The sequence below is a fragment of the Nostoc edaphicum CCNP1411 genome (assembly GCF_014023275.1).
GTDB lineage: Bacteria > Cyanobacteriota > Cyanobacteriia > Cyanobacteriales > Nostocaceae > Nostoc > Nostoc edaphicum_A.
This window is the reverse complement of the sequence record NZ_CP054698.1, coordinates 1,134,987-1,154,597: the sequence shown is the minus strand read 5'-3', so window position 1 is coordinate 1,154,597 and position 19,611 is coordinate 1,134,987. Positions and strand designations below refer to the sequence as shown.

18 protein-coding genes and 1 pseudogene are annotated in these 19,611 nt (G+C 40.2%); 12 read left to right on the top strand and 7 right to left on the bottom strand.

Annotated features, from left to right (window positions below):
• Positions 1 to 10 precede the first annotated feature (10 nt).
• Complete coding sequence (locus HUN01_RS07580; protein WP_181930755.1) at positions 11 to 1,678, bottom strand: DUF262 domain-containing protein; 1,668 nt, start codon at positions 1,676 to 1,678, stop codon at positions 11 to 13.
• Positions 1,679 to 1,879: 201 nt separating this feature from the next.
• On the opposite strand from HUN01_RS07580, the gene HUN01_RS07575 reads away from it, so the two are divergent.
• Positions 1,880 to 2,122 (top strand): type II toxin-antitoxin system Phd/YefM family antitoxin, encoded by a 243-nt coding sequence (locus HUN01_RS07575; protein ID WP_181930754.1) that lies wholly within the window; start codon positions 1,880 to 1,882, stop codon positions 2,120 to 2,122.
• Positions 2,122 to 2,520, top strand: a complete 399-nt coding sequence (locus HUN01_RS07570) for a type II toxin-antitoxin system VapC family toxin (RefSeq protein ID WP_181930753.1) — start codon at positions 2,122 to 2,124, stop codon at positions 2,518 to 2,520. The genes HUN01_RS07575 and HUN01_RS07570 overlap by 1 nt, the downstream gene beginning before the upstream one ends.
• Before the next feature lie 39 nt (positions 2,521 to 2,559).
• On the opposite strand, the gene HUN01_RS07565 is transcribed toward HUN01_RS07570, so the two are convergent.
• From HUN01_RS07565 to HUN01_RS07550, 4 genes are all read right to left on the bottom strand, one after another.
• Positions 2,560 to 2,712, bottom strand: a complete 153-nt coding sequence (locus tag HUN01_RS07565; RefSeq protein WP_238846065.1) for a type II toxin-antitoxin system HicA family toxin — start codon at positions 2,710 to 2,712, stop codon at positions 2,560 to 2,562.
• Between the two features lie 72 nt (positions 2,713 to 2,784).
• Complete coding sequence (locus tag HUN01_RS07560; RefSeq protein ID WP_181930752.1) at positions 2,785 to 2,994, bottom strand: type II toxin-antitoxin system HicB family antitoxin; 210 nt, start codon at positions 2,992 to 2,994, stop codon at positions 2,785 to 2,787.
• Positions 2,995 to 3,034: 40 nt separating this feature from the next.
• Positions 3,035 to 3,391 carry a hypothetical protein gene (locus HUN01_RS07555; protein WP_338044527.1) on the bottom strand — a complete coding sequence of 119 codons (357 nt, stop codon included), beginning with the start codon at positions 3,389 to 3,391 and terminating at the stop codon, positions 3,035 to 3,037.
• A gap of 61 nt (positions 3,392 to 3,452) precedes the next feature.
• Positions 3,453 to 3,656: a hypothetical protein gene (locus HUN01_RS07550; protein ID WP_099103703.1), complete on the bottom strand. Its 204-nt coding sequence runs from the start codon at positions 3,654 to 3,656 to the stop codon at positions 3,453 to 3,455.
• Positions 3,657 to 3,896: 240 nt separating this feature from the next.
• On the opposite strand from HUN01_RS07550, the gene HUN01_RS07545 reads away from it, so the two are divergent.
• Both HUN01_RS07545 and HUN01_RS07540 read left to right on the top strand, forming a co-directional pair.
• Positions 3,897 to 4,319: a hypothetical protein gene (locus HUN01_RS07545; RefSeq protein ID WP_181930750.1), complete on the top strand. Its 423-nt coding sequence runs from the start codon at positions 3,897 to 3,899 to the stop codon at positions 4,317 to 4,319.
• A gap of 578 nt (positions 4,320 to 4,897) precedes the next feature.
• Positions 4,898 to 5,629 (top strand): hypothetical protein, encoded by a 732-nt coding sequence (locus HUN01_RS07540; protein ID WP_181930749.1) that lies wholly within the window; start codon positions 4,898 to 4,900, stop codon positions 5,627 to 5,629.
• 450 nt (positions 5,630 to 6,079) lie between these two features.
• On the opposite strand, the gene alaS is transcribed toward HUN01_RS07540, so the two are convergent.
• Positions 6,080 to 8,722, bottom strand: a complete 2,643-nt coding sequence (gene alaS, locus HUN01_RS07535; RefSeq protein WP_181930748.1) for an alanine--tRNA ligase — start codon at positions 8,720 to 8,722, stop codon at positions 6,080 to 6,082.
• Between the two features lie 244 nt (positions 8,723 to 8,966).
• Between alaS and HUN01_RS07530 the strand changes: the two genes are divergently transcribed.
• The 6 genes and pseudogenes from HUN01_RS07530 to namA all read left to right on the top strand — a co-directional run bounded on the left by HUN01_RS07530 (position 8,967) and on the right by namA (position 14,620).
• Positions 8,967 to 9,167: a heavy-metal-associated domain-containing protein gene (locus HUN01_RS07530; RefSeq protein WP_181930747.1), complete on the top strand. Its 201-nt coding sequence runs from the start codon at positions 8,967 to 8,969 to the stop codon at positions 9,165 to 9,167.
• A 933-nt stretch (positions 9,168 to 10,100) separates the two neighbouring features.
• On the top strand, positions 10,101 to 11,123 hold the full coding sequence (locus HUN01_RS07525) for a GGDEF domain-containing protein (RefSeq protein ID WP_181930746.1): 1,023 nt from the start codon (positions 10,101 to 10,103) through the stop codon (positions 11,121 to 11,123).
• A gap of 101 nt (positions 11,124 to 11,224) precedes the next feature.
• Positions 11,225 to 11,356 (top strand): annotated as a pseudogene (locus tag HUN01_RS07520) (peptide chain release factor 3); the annotation flags it as partial.
• A 584-nt stretch (positions 11,357 to 11,940) separates the two neighbouring features.
• The gene (locus tag HUN01_RS07515) at positions 11,941 to 12,798 is read left to right on the top strand and encodes a MetQ/NlpA family ABC transporter substrate-binding protein (RefSeq protein ID WP_181930745.1); all 858 of its coding nucleotides are present in this window, start codon (positions 11,941 to 11,943) and stop codon (positions 12,796 to 12,798) included.
• 74 nt (positions 12,799 to 12,872) lie between these two features.
• Complete coding sequence (locus tag HUN01_RS07510; RefSeq protein ID WP_181930744.1) at positions 12,873 to 13,103, top strand: hypothetical protein; 231 nt, start codon at positions 12,873 to 12,875, stop codon at positions 13,101 to 13,103.
• Between the two features lie 449 nt (positions 13,104 to 13,552).
• A complete protein-coding gene (namA, locus tag HUN01_RS07505) occupies positions 13,553 to 14,620 on the top strand; it encodes an NADPH dehydrogenase NamA (RefSeq protein ID WP_181930743.1) in 1,068 nt (355 codons plus the stop codon).
• A 199-nt stretch (positions 14,621 to 14,819) separates the two neighbouring features.
• Here namA and HUN01_RS07500 read toward each other — a convergent pair whose 3' ends face one another.
• Positions 14,820 to 14,996, bottom strand: a complete 177-nt coding sequence (locus HUN01_RS07500) for a hypothetical protein (protein ID WP_181930742.1) — start codon at positions 14,994 to 14,996, stop codon at positions 14,820 to 14,822.
• A 533-nt stretch (positions 14,997 to 15,529) separates the two neighbouring features.
• Here HUN01_RS07500 and HUN01_RS07495 point away from each other — a divergent pair.
• Both HUN01_RS07495 and HUN01_RS07490 read left to right on the top strand, forming a co-directional pair.
• Positions 15,530 to 16,714: an MFS transporter gene (locus HUN01_RS07495; RefSeq protein WP_238846063.1), complete on the top strand. Its 1,185-nt coding sequence runs from the start codon at positions 15,530 to 15,532 to the stop codon at positions 16,712 to 16,714.
• A 1,023-nt stretch (positions 16,715 to 17,737) separates the two neighbouring features.
• Positions 17,738 to 19,579, top strand: a complete 1,842-nt coding sequence (locus HUN01_RS07490; RefSeq protein ID WP_181930740.1) for a vanadium-dependent haloperoxidase — start codon at positions 17,738 to 17,740, stop codon at positions 19,577 to 19,579.
• The last annotated feature ends 32 nt before the right edge of the window (positions 19,580 to 19,611 follow it).

Below are 19,611 nucleotides of genomic sequence, written 5' to 3'. Positions count from 1 at the left end.
ATAGTAGTATTTACTCAATGGTTGTTAACTCTTCTTCAAAATCATCAACTAAATTAGATTGTCCTTTTTTGTCTATTTCCTGCTTAATGATTCTTTTGGAAATTTCTCGACTAACAACTTTTGCTCTTTCAGATAAAAACTGCTCATAATCATCGTTCCAAATTCCAAAAGTATCTAAATTCTCAATTAAATGAGTTTTCATAGTAGTCTCCAAGTCATGATTTATTGCTTGGAATTTAGCCATATACTTAGAAGGGGCTTGTGCTTTAATTTCTCTTTTATTTAAAAAGTCGTCTACTATGGTGATGTTGAGGATATGGTTGATGTACCAATCAAAATAATCCTGTTTTTTTAAGTGTGCTTTGGGAAAAAAGTGATGATAGTTTTTGCTATTTGCTTGTTTTAGCCAATAGTTACTGACATTGACGATTGAATTATCATTAAATGACTTTGGTTGATGATATACATATATACACAATATCGCTTTAACATAACTTCTAGATGTACTAAACCAACCATTATCCTTAATAAATTCTGGAGAAGTATCAATTGACCAATCATAGGTAGGTAAATCTCCAGCAAGAATTTCATCTATTCTTTTTATATCTTGTGCTAATTTACTTTCTACAGAAGAAGAATAACGTCCAGATAAAGAACATCTCCAGAAAAAATCCTCTAGATATCTTTGTTTATCATCAGTTGGTTTATCTTTGTGGTGAAAGAAGAAATATGAAAAGGGAATGATTAATGCATTATATGGAAGTAAATGAGAAACTGGGATACGATAAAAATTTCTGAAATACTCTACACTGCGTTCAATAGAATCTATTGCCTTATCCCAAATATCAATAAAACTATTCTTATCAAGTTTTAATATGACTTGTCTTTTACACTCCTTGGAGAGAATGATTGAGACAACTTGCAATACAGTAGCATCAGATATAGTCTCATAATTAAGAGGCTTAAGATTTTCTATCAACTCTTGAAATTTTTCTGTTAAATCAAAATTTTTCTCATAGTCAAATGTTTTAGCAGCCATAATCTCAAATAAAGACAAAGCTTGACCACTAACGTTAATTCTTGTAAAAATCTCTGTAGCTATTTCTATCGGTGCATCCTTGACCTGAATTATTGAATACTGATAACTTTCAATCCTGTTTTTATAATTTTTCAGTTTTTCATGATACTTATCAGGGTATGATGCTAGAAGCATAAAATCCCCTTTAAGTAAATTGAGAATACTCATTAGACTTTTTTCATCTTTACTCGCAATATCAGTAATGACGATTTGCTCAGAGTCTTGAGCTTCTAAATCGATGAATATTTGTGAGAAATTATCTTCTCTTCCGTCTTCTCTGGTTAAAATAACCCCTTGCAGACTAGCAAATAAGCTAGTTAATCGCTGCTGTCCATCTAAAACGTAATCAACAAACTCACCTGGCTTTGGTTCTGGTAAATCTAGCTTACCAATGTTTTTCACTGAGCGAAGACGTTCATTAGTGCGCCAAAAAATGAATGTGCCAATGGGATAACCTTTGATAATGCTGTCAATAAGAGCAGCAGATTTCTGCATTGTCCAAACGAATTCTCTTTGAAATTGGGGAATTTTAATTTGACCATTTTCAATTTCTCCTACCAAAGTTGAAAATGTTTTGGTATGAGGTTCTGGTAGTTTCATATCGCACTCCTAGACAAATTTTTTATTTTGGCCGCTTCATCATAGCCTTCGCAATCAACTATGTCAGCAAGGTGAAGCAAAAAACTAGTATCTAATTGTTTGATCGGTTGTACGTATAAACCAAATGTTGACGAAAAGCGATCGCTCTTGCACCACTACGACAAAAACACTAAACTTAGTTTACAGACTTAGTTTAATCTTATGGAAACTGTAAATATTCATCAAGCTAAAACGAATCTCTCAAAGCTTTTGTCGCGCGTAGAACTTGGAGAAGAAATCATTATTTCCAACCGAGGCATTCCGATCGCCAAGTTGGTTCCGTTTCGCACCTCATCAAATCGACTCAATAGTTTAGGGCAAGATAAAGGGCGTTTTGTTGTGCCAAATGATTTCAATGCGCCTTTACCAGAAGAAATTTTGGTAGCATTTGAGGGTGGTGAGTAGTGAAACTTTTGCTAGATACGCAGTGCTGGTTATGGTGGTTTACCCAACCAGAGCTTTTGAATGAAGCAGCAATCGCCCATATTGCCGATGAAAGAAATGAATTGTGGCTCTCAGTTGCCAGTATTTGGGAAATGGGGATCAAAGTTGCGATCGGCAAGTTACCACTGGCAGATCCCCTAGACAGTTATATTTCTAGTCGGATGACGGTGTTGGCAATGCGATCGCTAGAGATTACAGCTGCTCATGCTTTACAAGCGGCTGCATTGCCTTTACATCACCGAGATCCTTTTGACAGAATGTTGATTGCACAGGCTCAGATAGGAAATATGACGCTTGTGAGTGCCGATTCAATGTTTAATCAGTACGACATTTCCCTACTTTGGGCAGCCAAATCGTGAGATTTTAACATTTGATTTTTGCTTAAGTGTTAAACCTCATCACCACTCCAGCATTTCTTCAATCGTCAAACCAATATCACTCGCAATCTGTCGTAGCAACCTTGGTGAAATGTCACGCCCTTTGTGGAATGGGACTGTTGTTCCTCGTCCATCTCCGTGTCGAAACTGTTTGTGTGAGCCTTTCTGACGCACCTCCACAAACCCAAGCTTCTCCAATATTCGTACAACTTATTGGGGTTTCAGAATAGGAATATTACTCATGGTCTACTGAACCACAATCTGTTGTATACCTACAAACTCTGTCTCGAATACCAGATCCTCGTCCTCTAGAAGCATCTCAATAACTTCAGGCAAATTTTCCTGCAATTCATCCAAGGTTTCACCTTGAGAATGCGCTCCAGAAAAGCCAGGGACATAGCCAACATAGAACTTAGTATCAGGATCTCTTTCAGCGATCGCAGTAAAAGTTTTCATATCACAATCGTCGTAGACATCGCCTCACAGATTATATTTATTACTCAGATTTTGGTTCAATCTCAAATTCAAGTTTGGAACGGTAGAAACACACATCAAACTCTAGGAAAAAGTTTGTCTGTCCAAGAATCAAGGGTACATTCGCTCTTTTCACCCAAGCAAATGCCAGTTGAACTGGCGCAAAGTTACCGATCTCAACGTTTGCAAAGAATGGCATTGCTGGCATATTGCTCAGGTTGCCTGCTAATTGAATAATCGCCCTATTATCATCCCAAACCCCACCTAACTCAATACCAGTTTCATAGGGTAGAACATTTACAGTCGCACCACTGTCCACCAGTCCAAGAGCTTCAACCGCTCTATCACCTAGACAAAGACGCAGTGAAATCCGTGGCAAACTGTCAAACTCATTTTGGGAAGGGTCAGTGGTCGAGTATTTGAATCGCATGTGGTCAGACCTAATCTTCCTGTTTCAAGGCTTGCATGAGAATTTCACCTGCACCAAACGAATTGTAGGGTGTAGGCAAATCATAGGTTTTAAATGGTTCGAGAGGTGAAATATCTTTGTTGGTATCCAATTCTTCCGCCAAAATGCGGATTAGCTTAATTTTTTCTGATATAGAGAGTTTCCTGACAGCAGGAAGTAGCTCAGTGAGTGTCATGTTTCGCGCTCCATTTCTCCAACTAGGGTTACTTACAGCTTACTGGATTAACCATCTACCTAAGCGATTGCCCAAAAGATAAATTTGGGGAAAATGAGGGATAAATAACCTATTCCCAATGCCCTATTCCCAATGCCTTATATTCAAAACTCGTAGCGTAACACACTAAAACTTATAGAAACAGTGCGTTAGGCTTGCCTTAATGCATTTGCATAAAACAGCAATTTACACGGTAAGCTTGTGTCTGATTTAGCGCTACATAATTATCTCCCTCGCGTTCCCGATGCAGCATTGCAAGAATACATAGAATGGTGTGTTTTAGAGCAAGCTCAAGCCGCAGAATGTAACTTTACTCCTGATAGAAGTAAGTTAGATAATTTGCCACCAGAAGACTATGTTCCTAAACTTGTCGAGCAGTTTATGAAAGTAAAACCAGACCCAATTAAAGCCGGTTTGGTAGCTGCGATCGCAGGTAAGGAAGCTGACAAACATAATTTATCAGGTTTAGCGATCGCTGCCGATTTTGTATCTCTTTATGTTAAGTATTTAATTCCTAAAGAGGGAAGTACTAAAGAACAGGCTGAAGAGATATTAACTCAAGCATCACAACATCAGTATGAAAAACTAACTGAAGTTGCCAAGAAACATGGTGTAGAGTTCTAGTTTTCTACTGATCAATTATTTTTCAGAGGCTTTGTCTATATTATTTAGTCAGAGCCTCTGATGTAAATGCGTATTTTGCAAATTACGGCAACAACTCAAAGTAATTACAGTGTCTCGGACGAACAAAACCAAAATTACGATGCTAAATATCTAAAAATTTGGCAAATTTATCAAAACATTGTTTATTGCAATATCATATTTAACGGAATTTTAACTTTATTACCAAGTATCTTAATCGCTTTTTCTAAAGCATTCATTAAAATATCTAAAGATTTGACAAAATTATCAAAATATTTTTTATTGTCTTGAGAAGCTAAATCAAATAGATTGTAGATGCAAGTAGCATAGATTACAAACTAAAAACTAATAACTGTTTGGCTAAAAAAACAAGAAATTCATGAAGCGGACTTAATTTTGTCTGTTCAAATAGCTATAGGAATCCCATACTTTTTTGAAAAGCCAATCTGCTTTAAAGCTTGCCGGATAAAGTTTTAATTCTTACAATACCTCGCAAGACTCAAGTTGGATTCCTATATGCGAGCAAGATTTTCATGCTAAAAATAGGAGGATTAGTTCTAATGACAGATTTGATTAATAGTGATAGCGGGAACTCTTCTACTGGTGGGAACAATCTGTTGATAAATTCACCCTTCGGTAGTCTGAGTGAAGTTCTGAGTGATGAAGACCTCTCCAACATATTTAGCGGTCTTGGTAATGGACAAGGTAGCGATAGTCCATTCGGTGGTAGTGGCAATAATGGAACTGATTTCCCCTATGGTGGTAATCCTTTTGCTGATGACAACTTCTGGAATATCTTTGCAGGCGGTGTAAATCCATCGGCAGGTGGCGGTCGTGACCCTTTGACTGGTACTGGCAACCAAATCAGCACAACTGAAATACCAGACGGGTTTGGTTTGAGAGTTACTATTAACGACCAGATTAATTCAAGGCTTAACGAGGAACTGGGTGATAACGTAATCCCCTCACTTGCAGGTGGTTCAAATCCATTCGCGGGTGGTCAAAATCCATTCGCTGGTGGTCAAAATCCATTCGCGGGTGGTTCAAATCCATTTGCTGGTGGTTCAAATCCATTTGCTGGTGGTTCAAATCCATTCGCTGGTGGTTCAAATCCATTCGCAGGTGGTTCAAATCCATTCGCAGGTGGTTCAAATCCATTTGCAGGTGGTCAAAATCCATTTGCTGGTGGTTCAAATCCATTCGCAGGTGGTCAAAATCCATTTGCTGGTGGTTCAAATCCATTTGCTGGTGGTTCAAATCCATTCGCTGGTGGTTCAAATCCATTTGCTTAGTACCGATAGTAATTAGAGTCTTTGGGTAAATCGGTAAACAAACACAGGCAAAGAATAATTATTTTTTCAGTACATACTATGCAATTGAGCTATATTATGCACTGAAACTTTTTACTAATAAGACCAATTCAATTAATGATTGCAACACATCCTTGGGTAAAGACGCGATGAATCGCGTCTCTACAAATGATATATTTGTCGCATTCTTTTTTCAAATTGGTATTACGAATTACGCCGCGCTGTACTAGATTGATGGAAGAGGGTTATAGCGTTTCCTAAGCAACTGAGGAACACCCAAATCTTTGTTACCAAGCTTAGTAAGCTACGGTGTACATACAACTTCCAAGTCTCATTTTTAAGGGGAATTTAGGAGGATATACAATGATTTTGGTTTTGTACAAAGATGTGTGTACACCGTAGCTTTTTAACGAACCGGATTGAGGAAGATGGTTAACCCAACGCGGACTTTAAATCACTTTCCGCTTGTCCCAACGCATCTGGTAATTTACTCGCATCGCGTCCGCCGGCTTGGGCTAAGTTCGGTCTTCCGCCGCCGCCGCCGCCGCAGATTTTAGCGATCGCACCTACAAATTTACCAGCTTGCAAACCTTTTTTGTTCACTTCTGAACTAAAAGCTGCAACTATACTAACTTTCCCCTCTTCGGGAACTGAACCCAGTACCACTGCACCGTTACCGATTTTTTGCAGTAAGCGTTCGGCTGCGGTTTTCAATGATTCTGGATCAACATCTTCTAATTGGGCGACAATAATTTTATGTTCGCCTACGGTTTGGGCTGTTTGTAGCAAGCTGTCAGATTTTGCGATCGCTAATTGTACCTTCAAGGTTTCTAATTCTTTCTGGCTATTTCTCAATTCGCTTTGCAGACTTGTGATTCTGTCTGGTAATTCTTCGGGTTTAACTTTAAAGCGATCGCTTAAATCTTTAACTACTTTATCCCGCAGGTTGAGATAATCTAATATTGCTGGCCCCGAAACAGCTTCAATCCGCCTTACCCCAGAAGCTACACCAGCTTCCGAGATAATCTTAAACACGCCAATTTCAGCAGTGTTACTAACATGAGTTCCACCGCATAGTTCCATTGATACGCTAGGAAAGTCAATCACGCGCACTTCGTCGCCGTATTTTTCCCCGAACATGGCAACAGCACCCCTAGCTTTTGCCTCTGCCAAAGGTAATACTTCCACTTTTGCAGTATATGCTTGGGCAATCCAACTGTTCACCTGTTCCTCAACTCGTTGGACTTCCTCTGCTGTCAATGCGCGGGGACAGTTGAAGTCAAAGCGCAATCTGTCAAAGGAAACTAGGGAACCTGCTTGAGAGATGCCCTCATCAACAATTTTCTTCAATGCCGCTTGCAACAGGTGCGTTGCGGTATGGTTAGCTTGGGCGCGACGGCGACAAGCCGGATCAATTTGGGCTGTAACATTATCGCCTACGCGCAGTGTACCGCGTTCGATGCGTCCGAAATGAACAAAGAAATCAGATTCTTTTTTCACATCTTCTACCCGAACTACAATACCATCACCAGAGATATAACCGCGATCGCCAATTTGTCCCCCAGATTCAGCATAAAATGGCGTTTTATCAAGGACAATTTGCACTTCTGTTCCCGCTTCTACTTCCTCTTGGCAAACACCTTCTACCAAAATCGCTTCGACTTTTGCCGTCGCCGTCGGTTGGGTGTAGCCAATAAATTCGGTGACTTGGATGTGTTCTGCTAATTTATCGAGGGAACCTTGCACAGTTAAATCGATGGTTTCATGTGCGCCTCTACTGTCTTCTTGTTGGATTTCCATTGCTTTCTGAAATCCTTCAACATCAACTGTTAGGCTGTTTTCCTCAGCAATTTCTTGAGTAAGTTCAAAGGGGAAACCGTGGGTATCGTAAAGAGTAAATACACTTTCACCGCTAATTTTAGTTTCCCCTCGCTGTTTTACCTCTTGGATAATTTCTTCTAGCAGTTTTTCGCCTCTATCCAAAGTTCTGAGAAAATTGGATTCTTCCCGTTGCAACTCAGCTTTAATTGCTGCTTCCCGTTGGCGTACATTAGGGTAAGCTGATTCGGAAAGTGCGATCGCAGTTTCAGCAACTTGGGTAGTAAATTCGCCAGAAATCCCAATTAATCGCCCATGACGCACCACCCGCCGAATTAATCGCCGCAGCACATAACCCCGTCCCACGTTGGAGGCGCGGATTTCATCAGCAATCATGTGGACAACAGAACGAACATGATCACCAATAACTTTTAGAGAGATTTTGGTTTTCTCATCACTGCTGTGGTAATCAATGCCAGCAATTTGGGCGGCTGTTTGGATAATTGGGAAAATTAGGTCAGTTTCGTAATTATTGGGTACTTTTTGGAGGATTTGCGCCATTCTCTCCAAACCCATGCCGGTGTCGATATTCTTGTTTTGCAGCGGCGTTAAATTGCCTGATACATCCCGGTTATATTGCATGAAGACGAGGTTGTAAAACTCGATGAACCGGGAATCGTCTTCTAAATCGATATTTTCGTCGCCGCGTTCTGGGTGAAAGTCATAATAAATTTCCGAACAAGGGCCGCAAGGGCCAGTGGGGCCAGATACCCAAAAGTTATCATCTTCGCCCAAGCGTTTAATTCTCGCTACCGGCACACCGATTTGATCGCGCCAGATTCCAAAGGCTTCATCATCATCTTCAAAAACACTGACAACCAGATTTTGGGGGGAAAAGCCAAAGACTTGTGTAGAGATTTCCCAACCCCAAGCGATCGCTTGTTCTTTAAAATAATCACCAAAGCTGAAATTACCCAGCATCTCAAAAAAGGTGTGATGCCGTTTGGTACGTCCAACATTTTCGATGTCGTTGGTACGGATACACTTTTGTGAAGTTGTAGCCCGCTTAAATTCTGGTGTGCGCTGCCCTAAGAATATCGGCTTAAATGGTAGCATCCCCGCGATCGTCAGCAGCACGGTTGGGTCTTCTGGCACGAGGGAGGCACTTGGGAGAATTTGGTGTTCCCGTTTGGCAAAGAAGTCGAGAAATATGTTGCGAATTTCGTTACCGCTTAGGTACTGGGGATTTGAAGACATAGGTGTTTTTAACTTTAGACTTGGGCGTGGCGGCACTAAATAAGTGTATTTTCATAAATAACTTTATATATTCTTGCATTTTGTTTCATATTACTGCCAGCAAATTGTGCCAGTCGGTGAGCAAGATGCAGTGATTAGGACGCTTTTATACCATTATCTGACTCTGGCGGGATGCACAATCTGGCTTCGATTGTTAAGATTAATCCTTAAGAAATAATTTAAAAAACCCATACTGAGGTAACAAATGGCACTAAAACTGAAAGTATCAAATATTGCTTGTGAGGGATGTGCAAATACAATTACTGAGTCTATCCACGTTATGGAACCTGATGCCAAGGTGGATATTGATGTTAACGCTAAAACTGTAATAGTGGAATCCGCAGCTTCTGAGGAGTCAATCAAACAGGTAATTGTTGCTGCTGGTTACACTGTTGAAGGTTACTGATCGCTTCTAACTTGTCACAGAAGTTTAGATTTTAATATCTCAGACGACGCTAACAAAATTTTTTATATTTTTTCTGCCCTTCTACGGGCGGAATCTAACTAATTTACCCACATTAGGGGCAGGTTTTGACATCAAGTTTTTTATTTAGCTTTTTTTTTGGATTTATGCTGTTGCAGCAAACAAAAAAGATGTGAATTAACTAAATAAACAAACAGTTATAAAGCGTAGGCAGAAACATTTTCTTTCTCCTGCGAAAACGTTGTTAAGCAAAGATTCATAACTCACTTAAATTATGAATCTTTAACCCTTTAATTTTGCTTTGCAAACGTAGGGCATATTAGTTAAAAAAAGCTACTAACCATAGTAGAAAGGAGTTTTGCTGTCTATTTAATTGGCATTGTTTTTTGAAACTTAACTCCTATCTTAATACTTGATAAAAGCCTGATTAGCAAATGAAAAGGCTGAGGTGTTCTATGGGAAATAACATTTTTAATTCAACGATACAATTTGGGTTTTTATAATTGGATGAAAAAACTTTATATTTTCTTTATTTTTCTACTTGAAAAGAAATTTAACTGACTAATATGACGGTTATTACAAGCTATTTTTTTGGTAATTTTCTCAGGGAAATAGCACTTAAGAAACTACAGCAATCATTTTTATACATCCATATAATATTCAGTATTTTTACTGTTTGAAAAACAAAGTGTAAAGAAGACATTAGTTGTCAGAAGGAGATACTTCAGAAATTGTAGTAGTAAATTTCAAGCCCAAAAAGGAGATTAAACTTGGAAAAATAGTGTAAGTTTGGTGGTTTTAAAAATATATATCAAAAAATTAACTCAGCCTAAAACATCATATTTAGTATTAGGCAAAAGCATTAAGCTACTCAATCTAATTCTTTAAAATTTAAATAGGATAAAAAATAAAGCAATGAATATTTCTATTCTGATCTTTGGAAAAAATTACTTTATCGCCACACTTCCAGATCAGATCCGTTATGCGACCGCTTTTAGTGTAGAAGTTATGGACAATTTGAATCAGGCAGTATCGCGGATTCAAACAACGCCCCCCGATATAATACTTGTACAGGCTAGCCTAGATGGCAGCATGGAACTGTGCACTTGGTTGAAAGACCAGACAAAACTATCGTGGATATACTGTATTCTCTTCGAGGATCGTTCCCAACAGCTAGCTGATAGAAATAAGGGTTGGCATAGAGAATTAGAGATGAGTGCTGCGGCCCTAAAGCAAGGAGCAGATGCTTATATTTGGCATCTTATTGAAGAAAAAACAGACCATAGTTTGGCAGAATTGAATGCTAATCATGGCTTAATATTTGCTCAATTGACTGTTGGCTTGCGGAAAGCACAAAAATACCGAGATTTGATTCGGGCAAATGATATGTTATCTGCGATCGCCTTAGCCGATTCCTTAACAGAATTAAATAATCGTCGTGCTTTAGAATGGGACTTGCCCAGGCAAATTCAAAGAGCTAGGACTCAAAAAACTTCTCTGAGTTTGATTATTCTGGATGTAGATCATTTTAAGAAAGTTAACGATACTCACGGGCATTTAGCAGGCGATCGCATTTTGCAAATACTATGTCAGCGTTTGCGCCACAATCTGCGCTGTCAAGACACAGCATTCCGCTATGGTGGCGAAGAATTTGTAATTCTTCTGGCTAACACTAGTGATGACGAAGCACTATTAGTCGCCCGTCGTCTCAATCGCGTAGTCAGCGACGAACCATTTGCACTCAACAATAAACTGGCAATTAATATCACCATTAGTCTGGGTACAGCTTCTCTGCGATCTGAGGATGATGAGCAAGGAGAAAGTCTGCTGTACCGTGCCGATCAATGTCTCTTACAGGCTAAAACTTCTGGGCGTAATCGGGTGATTGACTCGAACTACTTATCTCACGCCTCACATTTGAAAGCTGTTTCTTCGTGAAAATGGGGAGCATCCAATTAGATATTGAGTCATGAAAGGCTCAGATTCCCAACTTCTCTAAACAAGTTAGGAATCTTGTTTATGCGATCGCCTGAATTAAACGCGATCGCATTGCTTTTTTGAGAGTCTGTTCTGGTAAGTTTGAAAAATACATAGTGGTGAATCATACCCGTACAGACCAGGAAATCCGCTTATCCCATCCCCAGAAATTGTTTGCTCAAGAACATTCATCCTGTTAGCGGATAGCTAAGGTTTAGCCCATTCTGACTCCTGAATTCTGTTCGATAAATACCTATAAACCTAATCGCTGCCTAAAATACTGTACTTCTTAATACATTTTTAGGAATTTTTTTGACGAATATTACATAAGTAAAACAAAAAATTGCTATTGATCGCTGGATGCTCACGCTTCACCAGTACATGTCTAGAAGCGACATCAAAAGGGCAACCTACGGCATGGTGTTGGTGTGGGTAGCTTGATTTTCTGTTGCTTGTCCGTAAATCTTGACCATTTTCAAAAATCTATGCAAATCTTATAGTTAAACTACTATTAATCTATTGATTTACCGTAGTATATAAATAAATTATCAACCTAGAAGGATTAAAAGTCGCCCAAACCTTGAAATATTTACCCAAATCAGAGTTGGAAATGGAGATTCATTGATGCAAGGGCAAGAATTGCTGCAAAGTTTATGGTTGGCTACTGGTGATACTTTTTACATTGAGAGTATTGAACCAGAATTCGTCAACTCTTGAATCTTCTATTTTCTCTCTGCGTCTGGAGCGCTTCGTTTAAATTTAACCAAGAATATTGCTTATGAACATACAACATCGAAAAATTAACCGCCGATTTTTCCTTACAGCTTTAGGCTCATTTAGCACCTCCATATTCTTTGCTAGCTGTAGTCAACAAAAAGCTCAAGTAACTTCAAATACAGCCCAAGCAACTGCACAAAAAGAAGTTATTCAAGTCGGAGTGACGGGAATCATATCTGAAGATATTCTGAAGTTTGTAAATACTAAACTAGCACCTCAGGAAGGATTAGAAGTAAAAGTTGTTACCTTTAATGACTGGATACAACCAAATACAGCTTTAAAAGACAATCTAATCGATGCCAACTTTTTTCAACATCGACCTTTCATGAATAATGCTGTCAAAGAACTCAAAATCAATTTAGTTCCATTAAATCTAGTTTCATTAAGCACACTTGGACTTTTCTCAAAAAATCTCAAATCTGTGAATGAGGTTCCCCAAAATGCCACCGTCACAATTGCCAATGACGTGATTAATAATGATCGAGGATTAAGATTACTGGCAAGCAATGGCTTAATTAAACTCAAGGAAAATACCAAGGAATTTGTCACCCAAAGAGACATAGCCGATAATCCTAAAAACTTACAAATCAAGGAAGTAGAAGGAGTCCAAGTAGTTCGAGCTATTAATGATGTAGATTTCATTGTTTCTTCGGCTCAAACTGTTGCTCTAGCAGGAATAACACCCCAATCTATGGGACAGGAAACAGCTAAAGATACAAAGTATGCCCTGGCATTAGTCACATTACAGGGTCGAGAAAAGGAATCCAAAATTCAGAAGCTAAACAAGCTGCTAAATGACCCACAGGTGAGAGATTTTATTAATAAGCAATACCAGGGTCGAATAGTACCTGTATTTTAAATACTACGAAAGCATGAAGGATGACAATTTTGTTACTTCGTCTTTCAGAAAGTAGGAGTTACTAAACTTAAATCATGACATTACTGGAGAATAAAGCAATGTTTTTTGGACAAGTTGAAAAAGAATTATTTTGTGGAGAAATGTGGTCAATTTGGCAGACAACTAAATTACCAGACCATTTACAGTTATTAGTAGATCAAGAACTAGGAAAACGCGATATTTGGGAATCACAGACTCAACAGCCTCATGTTCAGCCTATTCATCCAAGTCTTGATCGAGATTCAAGTACGCCACAGCGTCAATAAACTTCAACAAGTATTTAAGCTACTATTCTATATTTTGGTGCATCATAATGAGTTCTGCTGTTTAACTGGTAGTAATGGCGGGAGGAACACTGCTGTGAGACTGGGTACTGGGAAATTGTTCCAAAATTTGGGAGGAGTCAAAGTCCCTTACATGAATGGCACTAAGAAAAGCCCAAAGACTTATTGTATCCTCGTTCCCAGCCTAGAGGCTGGGAACGAGTTCCGAGAGGCTCTGCCTCTTATCAAGAAAGAGGAGGCGGAGCCTCCGAGAATGATTTCCCAGCCTCCAGGCTGGGAACCAGTTAGGGCAAGGGCTGTATCTTAACTTAGTGCCATTCGTCTCTTACATAATTTTTACGAGTGTAAACCTAATCCCCAGTCCCTAATCCCTAATCCCTAATCCCCAATCCCCAATTTCTTTTACCTAGCAAGAGAAGGAATCAATATCAATGGCACATCTGTTTGAACCATTCAAGATTCGTGAAGTTACCTTTCGCAACCGCATCGCCGTTTCACCCATGTGTCAATATTCCAGTACAAATGGATATGCTAATGATTGGCACGTTATTCATCTGGCTTCTCGCGCAGTTGGCGGTGCAGGTATAGTGATCACAGAGGCAGCAGCGGTGGAGCCGCGTGGACGCATTAGCCCGCAAGATTTGGGAATCTGGTCAGATGCACATATAGAAACTTTAGCTAAAGCTGTAGCATTGATTCATAACTTTGGCGCTGTTGCAGGTATTCAACTTGCTCATGCAGGCAGAAAAGCCAGTACTGCCAAACCGAGTAAGGGAGGAAAAGCACTAGATGAATCTCAGGAAGGTTGGCGTCCCTTGATTTCGAGTAGTGCGATCGCCTTTAGCGAAGATAGCCCAGTTCCAGAAGCCCTCAGTCTTGAGGGAATTCAACAAGTTATTGATGCCTTTGTCGAAGCTGCCAAACGTTCTTTGCAAGCCGGTTTCAAGGTAGTTGAAATCCATGCTGCCCACGGTTACTTACTGCACCAGTTTCTCTCACCTCTTTCTAACCACCGTCAAGATGATTATGGTGGTAGCTTTGAAAACCGGACTCGTATTCTCAGAGAAGTAGTTCAAGCAGTCCGAGAGGTTTGGCCCCAAACACATCCCCTTTGGGTACGCATCTCCGCCACCGATTGGGCAGACAATGGCTGGGACATTGAGCAAAGTATTGCTTTAAGCGACAAACTCAAGTCTTTAGGAGTTGATCTCATCGATACTTCATCGGGCGGTATTATACCTGGCATTAATATACCAATTAAACCTGGTTATCAAACTGAGTTTGCCGAACGCATCCGTCGCGAAGCCGATATTCATACAGGAGCCGTGGGCTTAATTACATCTCCTGAACAAGCTGACGAGATTATTCGTACAGAAGTAGCTGACATAGTGCTGTTGGGACGGGAACTACTCCGCAATCCTTACTGGCCACATCTGGCAGCCAAACAACTGGGACACGATAAACTCTGGCCTGTTCAATACGACCGAGCTTGGCTGTAATTTCACCTGTGCTTAATTGAGCATCAATAACCTCAAACCCTTGCTGCTTCCCATTAGGAGCGCAAAATGACACGCGGTAGGAGCAATTCATGGATCATTAGTGTCAACTTAAGCTAAAACCCTTTTCAAATCTCGTTTCTAGCCTCTGGCTGGAAATGCTGCTCCTGGCGGCTCTGCCGCCAATAAGGGAGGCGGAGCCTCAACGACGAGCATTCTCAGTCGGAGACTGGGAACGAGGTAAGCTAAAAGCTAGTTCTAGGCTGGCTTTTACGCTAAGTTGACACCAATGTTCATGGATTGCCCCTACTGTAAAATCAGAGTTTCGGCTATTGTTTGCGTAAGTCCTAACAATAATTGTGGGTATTTGACCAGACATGGTATGATACGTATTCTATTTATAGTGCGGCCATTTTTTTGTATTAATAGTAAGCATGCAAACTTTCTGTGTTACTAATATTAAGTCTTGCTAATACTCTCTCAGGGCTGGTGATATTCAAGTCTGCTAAAACTTAATCAAAAAAATTAGCAGAGACATCGCATTACAACATCTCTAGTACAGCACGGCGGAAATAAACCACCCATTCCCAATCAATAAAACCCTTACGCTGTCTTCATTTTTAATTTTTAATTTTTAATTCCGCCTTGCGGTACTAGTGGCTCTGTCCCTTGAAACTGAGCAATTTATCGCTCACAACGAACCACTAGTTCATATTTTCAAGTGAAGTCTATTTTGACAAATCAGGGCTGCAACAATTTTAAAATAGGGAAACGCTCATGCTACCAACTAATAGAGAAAACTTCCAAAAAAACAAACTAAAATTTGTTTCTTTTGAACTTCCACCTGCGCTTAAATCCGTAAATTTTTCTTGTTTCGTTATCGGACAAAGCTTATCTTTTTTTGGGTCTTGGATGACTCAAATTGCTTTAGTATGGCTAGTTTATCAATTAACTAATTCGGCTGTCTTAGTTGGTGTAGCTGGATTTACAAATCAAGCTATGGGTTTGATTATTACTCCTTTAGTAGGAGTATTGCTGGATCGCTGGAATCTCCGATATGTCCTCTTAACTACTCAGCTAGTATCTATCCTGCTATCTTCTACACTAACTTTTCTAACTATTAGTGGTAACATTAATGTTGTATGGATTCTTGTCATCGGTACGCTTCAAGGAACGGTAAAGGCTTTCGATTTGCCAGCACGTCAGGTAATTATTCCCAGGCTTTTGGATAAGAAATCAGATACTTATAGTGCGATGGCTTCTCATTCATTCTTGATTAATACAGCGAAGTTCGTTAGTCCCATGATTGGGGGTTTACTGATTGCTAGGTCTGGTGCAGCCTCCTGTTTTTTAGTAGATAGTATTAGTTATCTACCATTTTTATCTGCAATTTTAACTATCAAAATAAACCCAGTTATAAATAATTCATCGGCTCAAAAAACTCAAATTTGGAATAACCTCAAAGAGGGGTTCGTTTACGCATACAAATTTTTGCCAATTAAATATTTATTACTATTGCAAATTATTATCTGTTTTATGGGGATGACTCATGTTAATTTGGTGCCGATTTTTGCTCAAGAAGTTCTGAATGGGAACGCTGAAACTATGGGCTTCTTGATGACCTCTTCGGCATTTGGTTCCATAGTTTCAGGTATTTATCTTATTTCCAGAAAAAATGTCATCGGACTCGGAAAGATTATAGCAAGCTCTGCCGCAATTTTAGGTTTAGGTTTAATAGTTTTTTCCCGGTCAACCAATTTAGAAATTTGTCTAATATTCATGTTTATCATCGGCATGAATAATACTCTAACTCTGGCTTCAATTAGTAACTTTATGCAATCCATTCTTCTTGAGGAAGATAAAAGAGGTAGAGTAACTAGTATATTTACAACTGGTTTTTTAGGAATACTACCTTTTGGCAATTTATTTTTTGGAGCATTGGCAGGTTACTTTGGCGTTACCAATGCTTTATTCTTTGGCGGTATTTGTTGCATTTTAGGAGCATATTTCTTTAGTAGACAACTACCCCAAATAAGAAAAATAGTACATCCAATTTACGCACAGTTGGGCTTACTTCCACAATCAAATAAAGCCTAAGTACCGCAAGGCGGAATTAAAAATTAAAAATTAAAAATTAAAAATTAAAAATGAAGACAGCGTAAGGGTTTTGTTGATTGGGAATGGGTGGTTTATTTCCGCCGTGCTGTACTAAGTCTGTTTTTATGAGATATTGATGTCTACTACGGGCTACGCCTAATTATCTCAACTCGACCCTTCAACAACAACCGCCAATACGCTTCGGATAAGCACTCTTCACTTTCCTTGTGGTCTGGGAATTGGTTTTAGGTTAAAGGGTAAAGGATGGAATGGCACTAAGAGAAGCCCAAAGGCTTGTTTAGTCTCGTTCCCAGCCTCCAGGCTGGGAATGTATTTAAAAGAGGCTCTGCCTCTTGTCAAGCTACTGGAGGCGGAGCCTACAAGAATGGGTTCCCAGCCTAGAGGCTGGGAACCAGTTAGAGTAAGGGCTGTATCTTTTCTTAGTGCCATTCGGTAAAGGATGTATTAAAACCTTTCCCCTTTCCCCTTTAACCGAACCGTATTGCAACAACCGCCGTGTCGCGTTTTATCCTCGGTAGCACAGAATACTCGCTGTGTGCCCCTTTCTCCAAGGCTTTCACGCTCTTGCTAAGTTTATTGTAAAAACCTCTTGATTTTCATCACCGTTTGTGAGAGAGTCTGATTTAACATCTAAATACGGTAAGTCGATAGATTTACCGTATTTTTCAACATGACTGGAAGAAAGTACAGCTAATATAGCGAGGCTTGAATCCTGGCAACAAGCTATTGGATTGATTAAGACTACGGAAGTGTAATAGCCATGTGATGAAAGCTTGAATATTAGCAGTAAATACTTACATGGCTGTCAGGAGAAGCATCTCCAGTGCAAGTTACCTTCTAGTAGAACAATCGCAGATTTTATACCAAATCCAGTGAGATTGCCCTCTTTTCTGGAGGTGGGAATTCCATGTGTGGCTAAAAGTCATTCTAGCTTTTAGCCGCTCATGTATTTACTCATGGCTATATTTTTGAATTATTTTTTGCCAGTGGAGAACAACTTATATGCAAGCAGATCCCAATTTTCATCAAGATTCTGAAAAAAATGCTCAGGCTGATAGTGAAATAACAAAAACTAAGCAACCTCAAACTAACGCAGGTAGTAGAAGATTATTCCTTGGTCGCGCTAGCAGACGTATATTTCTCGGTCGCGCCGGTTTATTTGGTGCGGCTAGTGTTGTAGCAGGAGTTTTCAGTTCATCCTTTTCCTTGAAGAAAGGAGGAAATGTTGTGCAGGCGCAGCAACCAGCTGCAAAGTCTAACTATGGCAACTTACGTGATAAAGCATTTCAAGTACGTACAACAGCAGCCAAGGTTAATCGAGAAATTCCCATTCCTTCCCATCTCACCAATGGGGATGAAGCCAAGTACGCTAACAAAATTGCGACGGATACACGAGGATTACCCCATAACCAGCTGGGTGAAGTTGATCTAAAGGCTTATCAATCTTTTATTAATGCGCTGAACTCTGGTGATCCCAACGAGTATGAAAAGATCATCTTGGGTGGTGGACGGAAACTGGTGCAACCGCTCACTCCATTAGCAATTAGCTTGAGTGGGGTGAATACTTGCCAAGTGGCGATTCCAGTACCACCCACCCTTAATAGTGCAGAGCAAGCGGCTGAATTTATTGAAATTGCTTGGCAAGGCTTGTTACAGGACGTTCCATTTAGCGAATACCGTAACGACACCACGAACCCACTGGTTTTAGCAGCAGTTAAGGATCTCAATCGCTTATCAGATTTTAAGGGGCCGAAAGAAAACGGACGTATTACTCCCGAACTGCTATTTCGCGGCACAGCAATTTATGTCGATGCCTCTGGTCGAACGACTTACCACACACTAGCAGGGGCAGATACAGGCCCTTATGTATCTCAGTTTTTACTACGTCCTGTGCCTGCGGGAACACTGAGTTATCCTCAACTTCACCGCGTTCCTCTGGCTGTTCCTGAAAACAGCTTCCAAACCAACTATGACGAGTGGCTGCTAGTGCAGAATGGAGGTTCTTCTGGTCGGACGATTAAGTTTGACTCAACTCGGCGCTATTTTATCAACGGGCGCGATCAAGGTGAGATTGCCCATACCCCACCACCCGTCTATGCAAATGCTGCCGCGATTTTGTTGGCAAGACCAGTAAGTGAAAACCCCTTAATTGGTGGTGTTGGCGCACCTTACAATCCCAGTAATCCCTACAACAAATCGAAGACCCAATCGGGTGGTTCAGGGACATTTGGCCCTGGGTATTCGACTTCGCTGATTGGCTGGGTTAGCCCCCATGCAATCAGAGCAGCTTACTGGCAGAAGTACTATGTTCACCGCCGTCTGCGATCAGAGGCTTTTGGTGGATTAGTTCACAACAACAAGGTGAATAAAACTAACTATCCGCTTCACCCCGATATCTTCCAGTCAGAAGCACTCGATCGCATATATAGTAAATATCAATCCTATCTACTACCACAATTCTTCCCAGAAGGTTCGCCGACACACTCTTCTTATCCCGGTGGTGCTTCGGTAACTGCAGGAGCGAGTGTGACGATTCTGAAGGCGTTATTCGATGGTGATTATGTGATTCCCAATCCGGTGATACCCGATCCCAACGATCCTACCAAGTTGATCCCTTACCAGGGGCCACCCCTAACTGTGGAGGGTGAGTTGAACAAACTGGCTGCCAATATTGGTTTAGGTCGTAACAGTGCAGGGATTCACTGGCGCACCGATGCAGCAGCTTCTCTAGCTCTTGGTGAAGCGATCGCAATTGGTATTCTCAGAGATGAGAAACTAACGTTCCGCGAAACATTTGGAGGTTTCACATTCACCAAATTTGATGGGACAAAAATCACGATTTAAAGCTTTCATAATCTAGAAAAGCAGACTTAGAG